Origin of the sequence: Agrobacterium sp. ES01 (assembly GCF_050320885.1) — a bacterium.
Lineage (GTDB): Bacteria > Pseudomonadota > Alphaproteobacteria > Rhizobiales > Rhizobiaceae > Allorhizobium.
Genome location: NZ_JBNQTH010000012.1, coordinates 17,783 through 33,688 on the forward strand (window position 1 = coordinate 17,783; position 15,906 = coordinate 33,688).

At 58.6% G+C, this 15,906-nt stretch carries 14 protein-coding genes; 7 read left to right on the forward strand and 7 right to left on the reverse strand.

Features of this window, described 5'->3' with window-relative positions; genetic code table 11:
• The first annotated feature begins 29 nt into the window (after window positions 1-29).
• The 4 genes from ACQQ2Q_RS21625 to ACQQ2Q_RS21640 all read left to right on the forward strand — a co-directional run bounded on the left by ACQQ2Q_RS21625 (window position 30) and on the right by ACQQ2Q_RS21640 (window position 6,074).
• Window positions 30-2,687: a molybdopterin-dependent oxidoreductase gene (locus ACQQ2Q_RS21625; RefSeq protein ID WP_428189207.1), complete on the forward strand. Its 2,658-nt coding sequence runs from the start codon at window positions 30-32 to the stop codon at window positions 2,685-2,687.
• Entirely contained in the window at window positions 2,659-4,134 is a 1,476-nt protein-coding gene (cysG, locus tag ACQQ2Q_RS21630) for a siroheme synthase CysG (protein WP_428189208.1), read from the forward strand. The genes ACQQ2Q_RS21625 and cysG overlap by 29 nt, the downstream gene beginning before the upstream one ends.
• Window positions 4,135-4,698: 564 nt before the next feature.
• Window positions 4,699-5,535, forward strand: a complete 837-nt coding sequence (locus tag ACQQ2Q_RS21635; RefSeq protein WP_428189209.1) for a hypothetical protein — start codon at window positions 4,699-4,701, stop codon at window positions 5,533-5,535.
• Window positions 5,536-5,909: 374 nt separating this feature from the next.
• The gene (locus ACQQ2Q_RS21640; RefSeq protein WP_428189210.1) at window positions 5,910-6,074 is read left to right on the forward strand and encodes a hypothetical protein; all 165 of its coding nucleotides are present in this window, start codon (window positions 5,910-5,912) and stop codon (window positions 6,072-6,074) included.
• Window positions 6,075-6,101: 27 nt separating this feature from the next.
• Here ACQQ2Q_RS21640 and ACQQ2Q_RS21645 read toward each other — a convergent pair whose 3' ends face one another.
• Together ACQQ2Q_RS21645 and ACQQ2Q_RS21650 are read right to left on the reverse strand one after the other, a co-directional pair.
• The gene (locus tag ACQQ2Q_RS21645; RefSeq protein ID WP_428189211.1) at window positions 6,102-7,373 is read right to left on the reverse strand and encodes a Y-family DNA polymerase; all 1,272 of its coding nucleotides are present in this window, start codon (window positions 7,371-7,373) and stop codon (window positions 6,102-6,104) included.
• Window positions 7,370-7,801, reverse strand: a complete 432-nt coding sequence (locus tag ACQQ2Q_RS21650; RefSeq protein WP_234614051.1) for a LexA family protein — start codon at window positions 7,799-7,801, stop codon at window positions 7,370-7,372. Before ACQQ2Q_RS21650 ends, ACQQ2Q_RS21645 begins: the two co-directional genes overlap by 4 nt.
• Window positions 7,802-7,978: 177 nt before the next feature.
• Between ACQQ2Q_RS21650 and ACQQ2Q_RS21655 the strand changes: the two genes are divergently transcribed.
• Entirely contained in the window at window positions 7,979-8,326 is a 348-nt protein-coding gene (locus tag ACQQ2Q_RS21655) for a hypothetical protein (RefSeq protein WP_428189212.1), read from the forward strand.
• On the opposite strand, the gene ACQQ2Q_RS21660 is transcribed toward ACQQ2Q_RS21655, so the two are convergent.
• Both ACQQ2Q_RS21660 and ACQQ2Q_RS21665 read right to left on the reverse strand, forming a co-directional pair.
• Window positions 8,320-8,661: a hypothetical protein gene (locus tag ACQQ2Q_RS21660; protein WP_428189213.1), complete on the reverse strand. Its 342-nt coding sequence runs from the start codon at window positions 8,659-8,661 to the stop codon at window positions 8,320-8,322. The two genes, ACQQ2Q_RS21655 and ACQQ2Q_RS21660, sit on opposite strands and share 7 nt — an antisense overlap.
• A 341-nt stretch (window positions 8,662-9,002) precedes the next feature.
• Window positions 9,003-9,521, reverse strand: a complete 519-nt coding sequence (locus ACQQ2Q_RS21665; protein WP_428189214.1) for a helix-turn-helix domain-containing protein — start codon at window positions 9,519-9,521, stop codon at window positions 9,003-9,005.
• Between the two features lie 726 nt (window positions 9,522-10,247).
• On the opposite strand from ACQQ2Q_RS21665, the gene ACQQ2Q_RS21670 reads away from it, so the two are divergent.
• Window positions 10,248-10,460: a DUF3846 domain-containing protein gene (locus ACQQ2Q_RS21670; RefSeq protein WP_428189215.1), complete on the forward strand. Its 213-nt coding sequence runs from the start codon at window positions 10,248-10,250 to the stop codon at window positions 10,458-10,460.
• Window positions 10,453-12,540 (forward strand): type IV secretory system conjugative DNA transfer family protein, encoded by a 2,088-nt coding sequence (locus ACQQ2Q_RS21675; protein ID WP_428189216.1) that lies wholly within the window; start codon window positions 10,453-10,455, stop codon window positions 12,538-12,540. Before ACQQ2Q_RS21670 ends, ACQQ2Q_RS21675 begins: the two co-directional genes overlap by 8 nt.
• Before the next feature lie 7 nt (window positions 12,541-12,547).
• Here ACQQ2Q_RS21675 and ACQQ2Q_RS21680 read toward each other — a convergent pair whose 3' ends face one another.
• The 3 genes from ACQQ2Q_RS21680 to ACQQ2Q_RS21690 are packed head-to-tail and all read right to left on the reverse strand — an operon-like array spanning window position 12,548 to window position 15,649.
• Window positions 12,548-12,730 carry a hypothetical protein gene (locus tag ACQQ2Q_RS21680; RefSeq protein ID WP_183898047.1) on the reverse strand — a complete coding sequence of 61 codons (183 nt, stop codon included), beginning with the start codon at window positions 12,728-12,730 and terminating at the stop codon, window positions 12,548-12,550.
• A gap of 36 nt (window positions 12,731-12,766) precedes the next feature.
• Window positions 12,767-15,244 carry a relaxase/mobilization nuclease domain-containing protein gene (locus ACQQ2Q_RS21685; protein WP_333630016.1) on the reverse strand — a complete coding sequence of 826 codons (2,478 nt, stop codon included), beginning with the start codon at window positions 15,242-15,244 and terminating at the stop codon, window positions 12,767-12,769.
• A 3-nt stretch (window positions 15,245-15,247) separates the two neighbouring features.
• On the reverse strand, window positions 15,248-15,649 hold the full coding sequence (locus ACQQ2Q_RS21690) for a DUF6290 family protein (RefSeq protein WP_052114300.1): 402 nt from the start codon (window positions 15,647-15,649) through the stop codon (window positions 15,248-15,250).
• Between the last annotated feature and the right edge of the window lie 257 nt (window positions 15,650-15,906).

Here is a 15,906-nt window from a genome sequence, read left to right on the forward strand (position 1 = left end):
TGGGATGATAAACACGCGGAGCAGCAGACATGGCCTGTGAAACCAAGACGACCTGCCCCTATTGCGGTGTCGGCTGCGGCGTAATTGCCGCTGTCGATGACCAGGGCAAGGTCAGCGTGCGAGGCGATCCGGACCATCCTGCCAATTACGGTCGTCTTTGCTCCAAGGGATCGGCGCTCGCCGAAACGCTCGACCTTGAAGGTCGCGCACTTCATCCGGAAATCCATGGCCAACGCGCCGGTTGGGACGAGGCGCTTGATCTCGTCGCCTCGACCTTCCAGCGGACGATCGCCGATCATGGTCCCGATTCCGTCGCGTTTTACGTCTCCGGGCAGTTGCTGACAGAGGACTATTACGTCGCCAACAAGCTGATGAAGGGGTTCATCGGCTCTGCCAATATCGATACGAATTCGCGCCTGTGCATGGCATCTTCCGTTGCCGGCCATCGCCGTGCCTTTGGAGCCGATACTGTGCCCGGCTGCTATGAGGATCTGGAGCTTGCAGATCTGGTGGTCCTCGTTGGCTCCAACATGGCCTGGTGCCATCCGGTCCTTTACCAGCGTCTAGTGGCAGCCAAAGCTGCCCGTCCTGCCATGAAGGTGGTCGTGATCGACCCCCGCCGAACCGCGACCAGCGACATTGCCGACCTGCATCTCGCTGTCCGGGCTGACGGTGATATCGCTCTCTTCAATGGCCTCCTTGCCTATCTGGCGGAGACAGGCGCGATCGACGAAAACTATGTCGGAAAGCACACCTCCGGGTTTGGCGAAGCGCTGCTCGCCGCCTCGCGCGGAAGCATGGCGGATCTGCCTGAGACGACCGGCGTCTCCGGTATGTTGCTGCGCCAGTTCTTCCGCCTCTTCGCGCAGACTGAAAAGGTCGTCACCTGCTACAGCCAGGGTGTGAACCAGTCGTCGGTCGGCACAGACAAGGTCAACGCCATTCTCAACTGTCACTTAGCGACAGGGCGGATCGGTCGACCCGGTATGGGGCCGCTGTCACTGACCGGTCAGCCGAATGCAATGGGTGGCCGTGAGGTCGGCGGACTCGCCAACATGCTCGCGGCCCATATGGTAATCGACAACCCAGATCACCGCGAGCGCGTGCAACGCTTCTGGAAGTCGCCAGTCATCGCGGAGCGAGTTGGCCTGAAGGCCGTCGACATGTTCGAGGCGGTCGCCGATGGGCGGATCAAGGCGATCTGGATCATGTCGACCAATCCTGTGGTCTCCATGCCCGATGCCAATGCGGTCAAGGCAGCGCTTGAGGCCTGTCCTTTCGTGGTGGTCTCCGATATCCAAAAGGACACCGACACGGCGCGTCTTGCCCATGTTCTGCTTCCGGCCAGCGGCTGGGGTGAGAAATCCGGGACCGTGACGAATTCCGAACGGCGGATCTCCCGGCAGAGGCCATTCCTGTCCGTTCCAGGCGAGGCCCGCGCTGACTGGTGGCAGTTGGCAGAGGTCGGCAAACGCTTAGGCTTTGATCCTGGTTTCGACTATCGCGGTCCGGCTGATATCTATGCCGAGCATGCAGCGCTCTCCACTTTCGAGAACGAGGGCGAACGGGATTTCGACATTGGTGCCTATGCCGCGATCAACGCGGAAGACTATGACGCCCTCCTGCCGTTCCAATGGCCTTTGCGGCAAGACGGATTATCGACTGCCCGCTTTTTCGCCGACGGTGGGTTCTTCACTGCGGACCGGAAGGCGCGCTTTGTGCCTGTAACTGCACCAGCGCCTGAAGAGGCCGATGAATGCCATCCCTTCACGCTCAATACGGGCCGGATCCGCGATCACTGGCATACGATGACGCGGACGGGAAGGAGCGCCCGGCTCTCCGCGCATATCGCCGAACCCTTCTGCGAGATCCATCCGGCGGACGCGGACGAAGCCGGTATCGGCGATGCCGATTTGGTGAATGTCGAAGGTGCTAACGGCAGATCGATCATCGTGCGGGCCCTGCTGACCGAACGCCAGAGGCGAGGCTCGATCTTCGTTCCCATGCATTGGACGGGCGAGACAGCACCTTGTGCTCGGGTCGATACGCTGGTCTCCTCCGGCGTCGATCCGATCTCCGGCCAACCGGCGTTGAAGATGTCCCGCGCGTCCGTCAACCGCCACGCGGCGAAGGCCCACGGCTTTCTCGTATCGGCGAGTCGTCCTGTTGATCTCCCGTTTGCCTATTGGGCGATCGCGAAAGCGGAAGGCGGCTACCGGCTGGAATTTGCAGGTGAACCGCATGCCGAGGGTTGGGAGACCTGGCTGCGGCGCAGCCTGCAGCTTGAGGATCATCATGAGTTCTCCGGTTACATGGACCAGCGAGCCGGTGTCCACCGCCTGCTCGCCTTCGAGGGAGAGAAACTGTTGGCCGGCCTGTTCGTCTCGTCTGACCCGGTATCTGTCTCACGGCAATGGGCGGTCGATCAACTTCGGGAGCGCCATCCGGATAGAAGTGCGCGTACGATGCTGATTGCGGGTCGACCGGTTGCCGGCCGGCCGGACAAGGGCGCGATCGTCTGCTCCTGTTTTTCGGTTGGCATCAACCAGATCAACACTGCTGCACGAGGCGGTTGCCGGTCGGTGGAAGCCATCGGCGTTGCCTTGAGTGCTGGAACGAATTGCGGCTCGTGCCGCCCCGAAATCAGGAGGATCCTGGATGCGACGCAACCCATCGCCGCCGAGTGACGGACAGGAGCGCATTTCGGCGCTCGCCAAGCTTCCTGTGTTCTGGAACCTTCAGGGAAAACGGGCTGTCATCGCGGGGGGATCGGACGGTGCCGCCTGGAAGGCGGAGCTATTGCAGGCCTGCGGTGCCAAGGTCGAGCTCTATTGCGAAACAGATGATCTCGGCGAGACCATGGTGGCGCTGATCGAGCGAACCTCCCTGATCCACCACGCACACCCGTGGCATTGCGGCATCTTCACCGGAGCTTCACTTGCGCTCGCCGACTGCGAAACCGAGGACGAGGCGCGCGCCTTCTTTTGTGCGGCGCGTGCGGCGGGCGTGCCTGTCAACGTGATCGACAAGCCGGCCTACTGCCAGTTCCAGTTCGGCTCTATCGTCAATCGCTCGCCGGTAATCGTGTCGATCTCGACGGATGGTGCTGCACCTATCCTCGCCCAGGCCATCCGCCAGCGGATCGAGACACTGCTCCCTCCATCCTTGAAGCAATGGGCCAGCCTTGCCCAGTCGTTGAGAGAAGCCGTCAATCGCCGGCTCGCGCCCGGCGGGCCAAGGCGTCTTTTCTGGGAGCGATTTGTTACGAGAAGTCTGTCGACAAACGAGCCGCCGACGGAAGAGACGGCGAACGGATTGCTGGCGACGGCGGAGCAGATCGCAACTGAGCCGCGCGCCGGTTCTGTGACCTTGGTCGGCGCTGGTCCAGGAGATCCTGAGCTTTTGACGCTGAAAGCCATGCGGGCGCTGCAGGCGGCCGACGTCATCCTCTTCGACGATCTCGTCTCGCCCGAGGTTCTGGAACTGGCAAGACGAGAGGCAAAACGCTTCCTCGTCGGCAAGAGAGGCGGTCGGGAAAGCTGCCGCCAGGATGACATCAACGACATGATGGTGCGTTTCGCAAAGGCCGGCAAACGTGTCGTCCGCCTCAAATCGGGGGACCCGATGATCTTCGGTCGCGCGGGCGAAGAAATTGCCAGACTGGAAAGCGAGGGGATTGCCGTCGACGTCGTGCCGGGCATCACCGCGGCTTCTGCCATGGCGGCGTCGCTAAAGACCTCGCTCACCCACCGCGACCACGCCCAGCAGGTTCGTTTCGTCACCGGCCATTCCCGGAACGCCGAATTGCCGCGAACCCTGGACTGGCCCTCGCTCGCCAAAGCCAACCAGACATCCGTCTTCTACATGGGTGGGCGGATGGCAGGGCAGATCGAGCAACGGCTGAGCGAGAACGGCATGACGTCCGACACACCCGTGGTTGTGATGTCCTCTGTCAGCCGACCGCAAGCGCGTAGCTGGGCCGGGCCCCTTGGAGAGCTGGCAGATGCCATGCGGACAATCGGCGTCGACGAACCTGTCCTGATCGGTGTTGGCGCGGTTTTTGGTGCGATAGCCGGACGACGCTTTCTTTCTCATGAAATCAGCACGCAGGAGCAAATGTCACGAATGATATAAGCAGTGACAGCCGAGACCTTCAGTTGGGTAGTTCCGTGGTGTCATGGCCTATGCCTTAGAGTTAAAGGATCTATTCGCCGTGCGCTGCTGCATCGCACAGACAAGCGGGTCCAGGTTGGGGGGCATGTTCAGGTCTCTATGTTGCAGATCCCGCGATGAATTGCCTTTACTGGGCAACGTTTAATTCGTGCGCAAACTACAACAAGCGCCTTCTGCCTCAGGCGCTTTCCAGCTCAGCAAGTTCGTTCTACTGCGCCTAAACGGTCGTTGAATCAATGGCCTAGCCATAATAAATTGCCAATGATGAGGCTGTAATAACAGGGTCGACGGTTCGAACCGGTTCAAGGCAAACATGCAACATCGGATACCAAATCGTTGGACACCACAGCCCAACAGCACCCCAGAATGACTAAAGGCGCAGTCTGTGAAGACCACGCCTAGCCAAATTCCGTTTAGACTCTCCAAGTGCCATGGTAAGGCCATGGGCTCGCAACACCATTGTGCCACCACTCAGCGAGTAGCTATGTTATAGGGAAAAGAGACTCGCATTGCAAGGGGAAGCAAGTGTCCAGCATCACCAAGCGCCATGTGCCGACATCGCAGCTACTGGGTGAATACCTGACATTCGTCCCCACACCGCAGCAGGTGGATCACTTCAAGGCTGACATGCGCACCCTCAACCCCACGCTGTTACGCGATAGTATTCGCGAAGCGGTTCAGGTCCAAGCCCTACAGCAGATACCGACACCTGAGCAGAGGCTCGTGATCCACAGGATCTATACCCGCAAGGTGAAAGAATTTTCGTCGATCTACCCCTTCGTGTTCGCGGTGGAGAACGCTCTGCGCTCGGTGCTTGCCGACTACCTAGAAGAACGCTTTGGGCGGATGGACTGGTGGACGCTGATCCGCAATGCCCGGCAGAATGGGAAGACCTACACTGCCTTTCCCAACATTCTGGGTACGCCTGTCAATCCAGCTTTCGTGAAAGCTGTCTGGCGAGTTTTCGAAAATATGGTCAGCCAGCAGCATATGAACAATGTTACGGGAAACAACAAAACCGACGAGTTCTACTATTGCCTTACCCTGGGTGATCTATGGACAATTATGCAGGCGGACTGGCTCCTGATCCGCGACATGTTTGCCCCGGACTCTGTCCTCGGCTTCACCTTCACGAAAACCATGTTTAACGACACGATGCGGGTCATCAAGGAGACACGCAACGAGCTGTTTCACAGTAACCCGATCAAGGATCGCAAAAAGATTGTCGACTCCTGTGAGCGTATCCTGAACGGACTACAGTTCCACCTCGGCGACTACGACCATGATCTTGGGGTCGCGCAATATGTGCGCGTGCCCGCGACCGTCGCAAGGTCGCAGCGCCATGTCATTCCGGCGCGATGAACCCATCATTCGCCCGCAGGCTGATGTTTCGCATGGTTCTGCAGCGCATTGCGAACCATGATGCTCCAGGCATGCTCTCTGAATAGCACTGGATTATCAGTCATTCGGGGATCCCTTCGAACCCAAAACGTTTGCCGCGCGTAGCTGCTCCGAAGGAGCAAAAGAGGTGCTATACGGAGAGGTATATTCTCTCTCAACATTAGCCAATTACACCGACAAGGGAAAGCTCGCGTCAATGATGCGCAGTCCCCCCAATTTCGCCGCTGCGCAACGAAATCGGCTCCCCCACGCCCCGTAGGCCGCCTTCGGCGGTCATTGACCCAAACCCTCCCTTATCGGTCCGGCACCTTTGTTTTCATTCAAAGGAGCTGACAATGAACACTTACGACCACATCAACGAACTGCGCGCTGAACTTGCAGCGTCCATCGACCAGGCCGAGCGCCAGCAGATCGCAGCCGAGCTGGCGTCAGCGGAAGCGAAGCTTGCCGAAGAGGATGCTGCTTTCGAAGCGCTGATCAGCGACGAGCCGCCCCATTAGGGCGGCCTATCACTCATGGCCTAGGCTTCATCTTGCCAGCGCGACTGGCAGCTCCTTTATATTGGTCGTGTATCGCGGCGATCGGCGGTCAAACTTCGCTTGCCAGTCACGCTTGATTCCGGCCGACGCAGGGATGAGCGATCCTCGCCCGAATTTCCCGTTGACCGCATCCAGCGCGGTCATCAGCCGTTCCGACTGGTCAAGGTCCCGCGCATCGAACAGGGGCCGCGGCTGTGACGCCGCCTGCACCAGATCATTCATGATGATGCCGGCCTTTGCATAGCGATGGCCGTCCCTGAAAATCTTTCGCGCTCCGCTTTGCGCTGCCCGGATCAGGTCGAATGTGTCATTCGATGCTTCGGTAAAATGCACCGTCGTTTGGGCCGAATGCGGATTGTCCTTTTGGTTGAAGCGCGATGTGTGCATGAAGACCGCCATATGTGTTGCCTCGAGACCATGCCGGCGCAGCTTCTCTGCTGCCCTCATCGCATAGGCCGCGACCGCCTCGAGCATTCCGGCCAGATCCGTAACCGGTGTTCCGAAGGATCGGGTTACGGCGCAGCCCTTCCGTTGTGGCGGTACGTCTTCGAGCGGTAGGCATGAAATGCCCTGCAGCTCCAGAACCGTCCTTTCGCCCACCACGCTCAGGAGATTGCGAGCAAGCCGCGCATCAACGCGGGCCAGGTCGCCGGCTGTCTCAATGCCCAGGCCGAAGAGTTTTCGCTCTGATGCCGATCCAACGCCCCAAACCTCCCCCACCTCGACGCGATCGAGCCAGCTTTGCCGAACGGCTGCATCTGTCAGATCGCAGACGCCGCCAAGCTCCGGGTTCTTCTTTGCAACGTGGTTTGCGAACTTCGCCAGTGTCTTGCTCGGGCCAATGCCGACACATGTCGGGATCCCGGTCCATTGCTGAACCGTGGACCGAAGATCGCGGCCGAAGGTAACGCGATCGGCGGGCCTGATGTCGGTCATATCCAAAAAGCTTTCATCGATCGAATAGACCTCAACATCCGGAGACCATTGCCGATAGATCGCATTCAGCCTGGCGCTCATGTCGCCATAAAGGGTGTAATTGCTAGAGTAGACCGCCACGCCGTTATCGCGACAGAGGTCACGGATCTTGAAGTATGGTTCGCCCATGCCAATTCCGAGCGCCTTGGCCTCCGCCGTCCTGGCGACGGCACAGCCGTCATTGTTGGACAGAACAATCACCGGGCGCTTGGCTATTGACGGGTCGAAGACGCGCTCGCACGAGCAATAGAATGAGTTGCCGTCAATCAGCGCGAACGAGGTCATACCTTTCTCCTCGGTCGCAGCCAATGAACGTTGCAGAGTGCCACGCCCCAGATCTCGACTTCTGCGATCTCCGGAAGGTCGAACAGCGGCATGTCCGAATTCTCGAACATCAGCCGCGGGCGACCACCTGTCATGCGCAGCCGCTTCAACGACCGCTCGCCATGTACGGTCGCTACGACAATATCGCCGTCGACCGGGCGCAGGCTGCGGTCGACCACGATCAAATCCCCGTGGAAGATTCCCGCGTCTCGCATCGAATTGCCGTCGACCTTCCACAAGAACGTCGCCGGCGGGTTCCGGATCAGGAGCTTTGTGAGGTCAATCGATTCTTCGATGTAGTCATCTGCGGGTGACGGAAAGCCGGCGCATAACCCATGGAGCATGAGAGGCACATAGACTTCTGCCTCGATTTTCAGGCCGGCGAGCATTTCAAACTGGTCCTTTCGTGATACGGAATGAAAGGAACAAACAGGGAACGTATGGACCGCTAAAAGTCAAGATGGAACATGACGCGAGCCTAATCTGCAGATTTGCACCTGACGCGAGTGTCCGCGTGGTGTTAACTTTTTGAGGCGTTGTCACAATGGAGAGGAATAAGGATCGCCATGACTGACGAAGTGGAACACCTGTCAAACGCGCTGATGTGGACCGTCGGCATGATCACCCAAGCCGGGCCAGACGACCTCAAACGTGTGGCAAATGCCTATCGAGAAGCGCAGGATCTGGTTTCGCAGATTCCAAAGACCGAGGAAGGCGCGCGGCCTCGCATCGTCGCGTGCTTCCACAGGTCAGACAAATATCGCGCTGCGGACGATATCGCCTGCGTTGGATGGATCCTAACGGCGATCCAGGAGCGCGTGAACGAAGGCGATCTGCGAGACTGGAGGAAATTGCGAACGGTCGTAAAGCAGATGCTAAAGCTGCTGCCGGAGCCGACGCGCTCGCTTCACTGAATATTTGGTGTATCGAGAAGATGTTCAAAGCCCTCCCAGGTCGCCTTGTCGTCCACCCAATGACGCTGAAGCTCTTTCCATCTTCTGTCCGCCGAAACCTGCATCTTCGCGATGGTCTCAAGGAGTTGGCGCGAGAATAGCAGCTCGTCCTGTTGAGCGGTTTTGAATATGATACCGCCCTCTGGGTCATAGGAAACGTGAAGCAGCTGATTGTCCGCATCGAGGACGAACATGGACACTTCGGGTTCGCCATCCTCGTTTTTGGTTACGATCAGCGTATCGACTGGGTAGCCGCCGGTTGCCTTTTGCAGTGCCTCGTCAAAAGCATTGGTCATGGGATCACCTTTCCTGTCACTGTCGAATCTAACGGAACGGTTTTGGCGGGGGAAGTCGGTCCCGGCTTCCGCTTCGCGGCGCTATGCTAAGCCTCCTGCGGCTTCCCTTCTTCCGTCAAAACCGTGTCGAGAATTGCCGCTTTCCCGCCCTTTAAGGAGGGGCGGCGCTATGCTGAAAGCTCCGATGTTCTTCACTGTCTTCCTCGGATCTCGGACCGGCGCCGATCGATCCGAGCGGTGCCTTCGCCAGATGTGGGGGGAAGGACGCCGCATGAGCGCCGGCTATTCGCCAATGGCGACCGGCGCGCGGCGGAAACCAGAGCCAACCCATTGAGTGCAAGTTATGGCGCGGCTTTCGCCGCGCCATTCCCTTTCTGCTTCTCGATCGTCCGGGGCTCCATGGCAAGCACAAGATCATGCACCATCTTCAAGGCCGTTTCGTCGAGCTTCTGCAGGTGGCCGACCGTTTCCTCCATCAGCTGGTCTCTCAGGGCTTCGCGTGACTTGCCTTTGGGATGCGTAGGCCGTTCGTTGACGAAGGGATCGAAGAACTCTTCCGGGGTGATGTTCAGGACTTCGAAAACGTGGAGCAGGCGTCCGACTGTCATCAAGGAGGAGGAGTTTTCGTAGCGGGCGTAGGTAGCCTCCTTCACCCCTAGCAGCATAGCGACTTTGGCTTGCGCAAGTTGTCGATCGGTCCGCAGGTCACGCAGCCTTTGCGCGACAAGCAGATCCAGTTGCCTGAGATCGATGATCTTTCCGTCGAGCCGCTTGCGATAAACCGGATGATCTTTGTTTGGATCGTCAACGCGTTCAAGTCCGAGATAGTTTACCCACTGCTCGAGTCCGAAACCTGCCATTGCCACCAACCACACTGGAAAATAATCGCTATTCCTCCGGGACAATTAAAGATGGTGCCTCGAAAGTCTACCCCGGATCGCTGCTTTGGCGCATCGCTTTGCGACCCCGCTCTATGCCTTCGGCACGGAGCCAGCAGGCACTGTCTCCGCCCATTCGGGTGACGATCGGTTGCGCTGCGGCTTCGCCTCAAATCAGATTCATCGCAGGCAAAATCCGTTCGGAACATTTACAGCTCCGCCCGATCAACCCATATTGCCGGCGGATCCAAGTCAGGTCTTGGCAGATCTCTAGCCCTTTTCTGTCATGTGCCTGCGGAGGCCGCCCTGCCTCGTATCGGGGCGGTCTCCACTCTCCCAAAGCTCCTCACAGTCATCAGCACCAGTCACGGTGAGGCCGGTTCCCGTCACGATGAAGCAGTGACGCCGGAGGCGTCCTGTCTGTTTCTTTGGTGAGGGAAAGAGGAGCGCTGCCCCCTCTCCCTCACAAGGGGAAAAAACGGTCTCCCCGTCCTTCCTTCGCGCAGCCTTGGGGCAGCGCTTTGTGCAGGAGCGCCGTTGACACGACGCCCTTTCGGCTTCGCCTCGGGCGGGCGAACCCCCTCCGTTTTTATCCCCTTGCCACCCTCTCCCCCGCTGCTCCGCGCGAGCTCGGGAGCAGGAGCGGGGCTCCTGCCCACGAGGGGCACGAGAAGACCGCTTCGCGGAATTGGAGAAAGGGTGAGAACTATGACCACAACCGCAACCGTTTACCTGCTGGACCCGGAAGCCGGGACAATTCAAGCCGCAGAGGTCGCCGCGCCAAGCGCGTTCTCTCAGACCTACGGGCTGATTGGATGCCAGCTTGTCGAGGTGGTGCCATTCGACACGAACCACGTTCTTATCGTCGATGAGGAGGGTTTGCGCGACGGCTTGACCGCTTTCACTGTCTTTGATGGCTAAGGGGCTACAGGCCTTCTATCTGTTCTTCTGCCTGTTGATCGCATTTGCAGTCTGGATGCTGGCGTACGGGGCGGGGCTTCAGCTCTTCTACGGTGACGGTAGGATCCTCGAGGCGACAATTACCTCAAACCCATTCGCGCCAATTCAGCAGTTCTGGGCCTATAGCTCCTCCCCTTCCCTACAAAAAGTCGCGCTCGGCTCCGTAGTGCCCGCGCTGCTCGTATCAGGCCTCATTGCTTACCTTGGGCTCAAACCTACCAGCAATCCATTGGGTGATGCGGCCTTTCAGGATCTTGCAACCCTTCGGCGCGGGAAGTGGTTTGGCAAGAAAGGTCACATATTCGGCCGCATCGGGAGCAACGTCCTCCGCGCGTATGACGATCGCCACCACCTCATTATTGGCCCGACGCGATCCGGTAAGGGCGCGGGCTACGTCATCCCCAACGCTCTCATGCACGAAGGCTCTATGATCGTCACGGATCTGAAGGGCGAGGTCTACAAGGCAACCGCCGGCTATCGGAAGCGCAACGGCAGCCAGGTCTTCTTGTTCGCGCCGGGTTCCGAGACGACCAACAGCTATAATCCCTTGGATTTCGTTCGTCCGGAGCGAGGCAATCGCACGACTGACATTCAAAATATCGCCAGCATTCTTGTACCGGAGAACACCGAATCCGAGAATTCCGTTTGGCAGGCCACAGCTCAACAGGTTCTCGCCGGCGCCATCAGCTATGTTCTCGAAAGCCCCTTCTACAAAGGGCGCAGGAACCTCGGCGAAATCAACTCCTTCTTCAACAGCGGGACCGATCTGCAGGCCTTGATGAAGTACATCAAGGAGAAGGAGCCGTACCTGTCGAAGTTCACGATGGAGAGCTTCAATTCATACCTGTCTCTCTCGGATCGGGCCGCGGCCTCGGCACTGCTTGATATCCAGAAGGCGATGAGGCCGTTCAAGAACGAACGCGTTGTGGCCGCAACGAACATGACCGACATGGACCTTCGATCCATGAAGCGTCGCCCTATCACGATCTACCTTGCCCCGAACATCACCGACATCACGCTTCTTAGGCCGCTGCTGACGCTGTTCGTTCAACAGGTGATGGACATACTTACCCTTGAGCATGATCCCAACTCCGTGCCGGTCTATTTTCTGCTGGATGAGTTTCGCCAGCTGAAGCGCATGGACGAGATCATGACGAAGCTGCCCTACGTGGCCGGCTATAAGATCAAGCTCGCCTTCATCATCCAGGACCTGAAGAACCTGGATGAGATCTATGGTGAGACGTCGCGACATTCGCTCCTTGGCAACTGCGGCTATCAGCTCATCCTTGGTGCCAATGACCAGGCCACGGCAGAGTATGCTTCCCGCGCGCTTGGCAAGAGAACTATCCGATATCAGTCTGAATCCCGCACTATCGAGCTTATGGGCCTCCCGCGCCGAACAAAGGTCGAGCAAATTCGCGATCGGGACCTGATGATGCCGCAGGAAGTGCGCCAGATGCCCGAGAACAAGATGATCTTGCTGGTGGAGGGTCAGCGGCCAATCTTTGGAGAGAAGCTGCGCTTCTTTAAGACGCAGCCCTTCAAGGAGGCGGAGGCCTATTCTCAGACGCACATACCGACCGTTCCAACTGTCGATTACCTGCCACCTAAACCAGTTCCAGCGACCACGCCAGCCTATGCCAATGCAGGCCAGGAACAGGTTGAACAAGCGGAAGCGATAAAGCCTGTGACTGAGGCGAAAGCGGAGGAGCCGAGGGCGCCTGTCCAGGAGGAGGCTCCGAAAGAGCCAGTGCCCTCCACCTCGCCCGCTCGCGTTGTAAATCCCTCCGCCTTGGCCAACAAGAAGGTCAGCGCCGGCGGCACTCCGAAACCTGCAAAGGCAGCTGTGCCCGCTCCCGAAAAGCGCACAACACCTGTCTCAGAGAACGACATCGAAAAAGCGCACAATGATCGGGTTAGTCGCCTTAGGGAGGTCGTCGAACGGAAAGCCGAAGGCAAATCACCGCGCAAGAGGAAGAGCTTGGAAGAGCTATTCGCAGCGACCGTTCCTGATCCAATCATGGAACAGGCCGGCCGCTAATTCAGGTTCAGAAGGGCCAGAAGCTGGCTGCGTACTGACCCGCCTCTGTTAGCCAAGCCACAGAAGCATGATACCAGCCGATCACGGTCCCGTAGACCTTGATCAGGATCGCGAGGATCCCAACGGAAACCATACCCCACACCATCATCTTGCCGACGATATCGGCAGACTTGGGGTCGTTTACTTCCACCAGGTAGGTGTTCTGATTACCGTCCTGCATGACACTTTAGCGATCACGGTCGTCCCGATTACGCTCCCTCTGTTCAACCTGTTCACGCTCCAACTCCCCGAGACGAGGAATGTGCTGTTGCGCGGGATCAGTCCGCGTGGTCTCGCCGCCCTGCTTGGCCGCTTCCCTGTCTCTGTTTACACGATCTTGCTGCCTCTGAGTAGCGTCCACCGTCTCAGCGAGCTGGTGAGCCTCACGCTCCGCTTGCCCGATCGGACGTTCCTCTTCCAGATCCACCCTGAGATCGCGTTGGCGATCGTCGGCAGTATCCGCAGTTATCGGCTGCTTGTTTGACTTGTTTTCGTCCCCACGCTCTTCGTTGCGTTCGATGGTCTCGATCTCCGCGCGCAGTTCCGGATCCTCGTTGGCAACATCCCGGAGATAGCCGTTTCCGGTAGCGGCGAGTTGAGCTGCATGATGAAGCGAAGCTTCAAGGCCCTTCTCATACTGCTCCCGGTTTTCGTCTCCGAGCTCGCCGGCTTCGATATGGGCGAGGCCGGAGCGATAGTGTTCCACATTTGCCATCGCATCGTTACCAGCCTCAACGACAACCTTTCCATGCTTGGCAACAGCCGCCTCCCACTGGAGGTTAGCATTCGTCTGCTCTTGCACCTCAGATGCCGTTCTATCCGGCGCTGCCCCACCTTCTCTGGGGACGTCGCCAGCAGCGTTTCGTCCATCCTGCTCATCAAGCCCACGCTCCTTCATTTCGAGCATCTGCCTGCGCAGATCGACGATCTCGCGAGCAAGGGAGGAAACTTCTTCGAAGCCTGACCGGTCCTCTGGACCAGCGCTGCGCTGAAGGTTGAATAGAGCCGTTTCAACCGTCTTTTCGTACGCTTCGAACTCTGGGCGTGTCTGCTCGCGCATGTCCTTTGCCTCCGACAACATGTCTCTGATTGCTACCATATTGGAGCGGTAATCACCGCCGAAATCTGCATGAATGACTGCACCAGCAGGCGATTGATCCGTTTGGGTAAGGCCGTTTTCCAGATAGGAGCGATGCTGAGCGGCGTAGGCCGCAACCACTGTGTCGCCGGCGTTAACTGCAATCTTCTGCCAGGTCTCCTGCGCTTTTAGGATGTACTGGCGGCTTCTCTGGCTCGTCGCCACCACGCGCCGACCAGCTCGCTTTGCGTCATATCGCGCCTGCGCCGGATCGCTGGTGCCGACATGCTCGGTTCGACCGTCATGCTTGACGGCGCGAACCTGATTTCGCGTGAAAGCTGGCGGCGTGGCGAACTCTCGCCGATCGGTCATTTCCATATTGATGCCGTGGTCACGCGCCTTCTCGGCCATGACCTCACGCCATTGCCGGAAGGTGGCCGGAGTCGTCTCGATCCGGTCGCCCGATTCCGAACGCATAGTAACGATGGCATGGGCATGAACATGCGGCCGCTTGCCCCCCTCCCCTGCTTCTTTCGGATCGTTCTCCGGATCGTGCATAGCGAAAACGTAACGATGGCCCGCAAACTGCTGAGCCAGGAAGTCGCGAACAGCTCCTTCGAACGCGACAGCATCCGTGCCGGCACGGGCCGACATGATCACGTGCATCACGTCACGGCTCTTGCGGCTGTGCAGCTCATCCCGCCATTCCTTTTGCACCAGGTCGCCCGCAGCCTTGTCATCGGCAATCGAACGTCCCTGATCGTCTCGAACGTCGTTCCGCTGCGCGATCAAGTCTCGCAACTTGGCAGCGCCATATTCCACGCCATTGCCATAGCCTGTGAACGAGAAAGCTGCGGGGGCCTCTTTCGCAACGGCGCTGGCGTTGAAACGCTCCTGAACGATGGCGGCCGCCTTCGCGTCAGCCGTCAGCCGCTCGCCCTGCCCGCTGCGCAACACAACATAGCCTTCGACCTTCAGCGATCCGTCGTTTCGGGTTTCGACAGAGTAAGCGTAGCGTCGATCACCAAAGCCACTGCTGAGAATGTCCCGTACCTGCTCATGCGAGTTCGAGCCGCCGGAAACGCTCACCTCGACGCTAAACCCGCCGATATCGCGGCTCTCGGTCCTGTTTTGGAAAAGGTGATCCCAATCGCCACGGAGACGCGCCAGCTCCTCACGGCCACGCAACGTCTCGCCGTTCTCGTTCTCAACCTTCAGCTCCCCCCCTCTGGAAACATAGTTGAGCATCGAGCCGACGCGGGCGCCACCACCGTAGGAAGCCAGTTTGACAACTGCTGGCTGGCTCCCTTTGGCAACGCTCGCAAGACGAACGTCCATTGATCGCATAGCACCCGAACCGGCAGCCATCGTCCTCGAAGGCGATGACACATTGAATGCCGAAGTTCTCACCCCTCCCCTAGATCCCGACCCGCCTTTAGACATCCCAACCTGATGCTGCAGATTCTTCAGTCTCTTCTCAAGCTCTTCCTCGACAGCCCTCCCACGGCCGCCGAGCGTCATTTCGTGCAATAGCGCCGCGCGCCTTTGCTCCCATTCGCTTGTGAAAGTGCCGAAAAAGAACTCCACGGCCTACACCTCGCCTCGGCGCTCATGCCCGGCACGGCGCGAAAGTGTCCGCAGCTCACTCATTACAGCCGCCTGAATCCGCTGGACGTTGCCAAGGTTGATGTCCAGCTCTGAGGGATGGACACCCTTTCCTGCATTCAGGGAGCGGGCTACCTGATTCAAATTGATGCCGATCATCCGCATGTCTTCGAGCAACGCGGCCATGATCAACCTGTCTTCCGCAGTCAGAAGGGGTCGAACGCCAGCCCCCTCGAGGAGCAGCGAACGGAAAAAAGCAGACACACTCATACCGGCCGACTTTGCCGCTTCTTCGATTGCCGAATGCTCTGCATCGCTGACGCGGACGTTGATTAGACGCCCCTTGCGTTGCTTGGCTGTCGGCACTTCGATTGTGTCCTCACTCATCAATCAACTCGGCCTTCCTGGAGCTTTGCGACCCTCATCGTGGGCTTGTCCCACGATCGTAATGCAAAATGTAAAACATTTTTGCGTATCCTGCCACCCATAACCAAAAGCACTACTCCATAATTTCAATCAAATTTCACCTCTCGACTGGCTCCGCTTCGCTTCGCACTCTTTCCGTTGGAACGCTCACCAGGGTTCACCGCCAAAACCGCTTCTGAAGGCCTTCGTCTGTCCCTCGTACTCAGGCGAAAGGGACG

What these genes read in the sequence shown, in the direction of transcription:
- ACQQ2Q_RS21645 (WP_428189211.1), bottom strand. Translation starts at nt 7,373, where the DNA reads ATGACCTCGTTCGCGCTGATTGACGGCAACTCATTCTATTGCTCGTGC.
- ACQQ2Q_RS21640 (WP_428189210.1), top strand. Translation starts at nt 5,910, where the DNA reads ATGAACACTTACGACCACATCAACGAACTGCGCGCTGAACTTGCAGCG.
- ACQQ2Q_RS21660 (WP_428189213.1), bottom strand. Translation starts at nt 8,661, where the DNA reads ATGACCAATGCTTTTGACGAGGCACTGCAAAAGGCAACCGGCGGCTAC.
- ACQQ2Q_RS21650 (WP_234614051.1), bottom strand. Translation starts at nt 7,801, where the DNA reads ATGCTCGCCGGCCTGAAAATCGAGGCAGAAGTCTATGTGCCTCTCATG.
- cysG (WP_428189208.1), top strand. Translation starts at nt 2,659, where the DNA reads ATGCGACGCAACCCATCGCCGCCGAGTGACGGACAGGAGCGCATTTCG.
- ACQQ2Q_RS21690 (WP_052114300.1), bottom strand. Translation starts at nt 15,649, where the DNA reads ATGAGTGAGGACACAATCGAAGTGCCGACAGCCAAGCAACGCAAGGGG.
- ACQQ2Q_RS21670 (WP_428189215.1), top strand. Translation starts at nt 10,248, where the DNA reads ATGACCACAACCGCAACCGTTTACCTGCTGGACCCGGAAGCCGGGACA.
- ACQQ2Q_RS21665 (WP_428189214.1), bottom strand. Translation starts at nt 9,521, where the DNA reads ATGGCAGGTTTCGGACTCGAGCAGTGGGTAAACTATCTCGGACTTGAA.
- ACQQ2Q_RS21625 (WP_428189207.1), top strand. Translation starts at nt 30, where the DNA reads ATGGCCTGTGAAACCAAGACGACCTGCCCCTATTGCGGTGTCGGCTGC.
- ACQQ2Q_RS21675 (WP_428189216.1), top strand. Translation starts at nt 10,453, where the DNA reads ATGGCTAAGGGGCTACAGGCCTTCTATCTGTTCTTCTGCCTGTTGATC.
- ACQQ2Q_RS21655 (WP_428189212.1), top strand. Translation starts at nt 7,979, where the DNA reads ATGACTGACGAAGTGGAACACCTGTCAAACGCGCTGATGTGGACCGTC.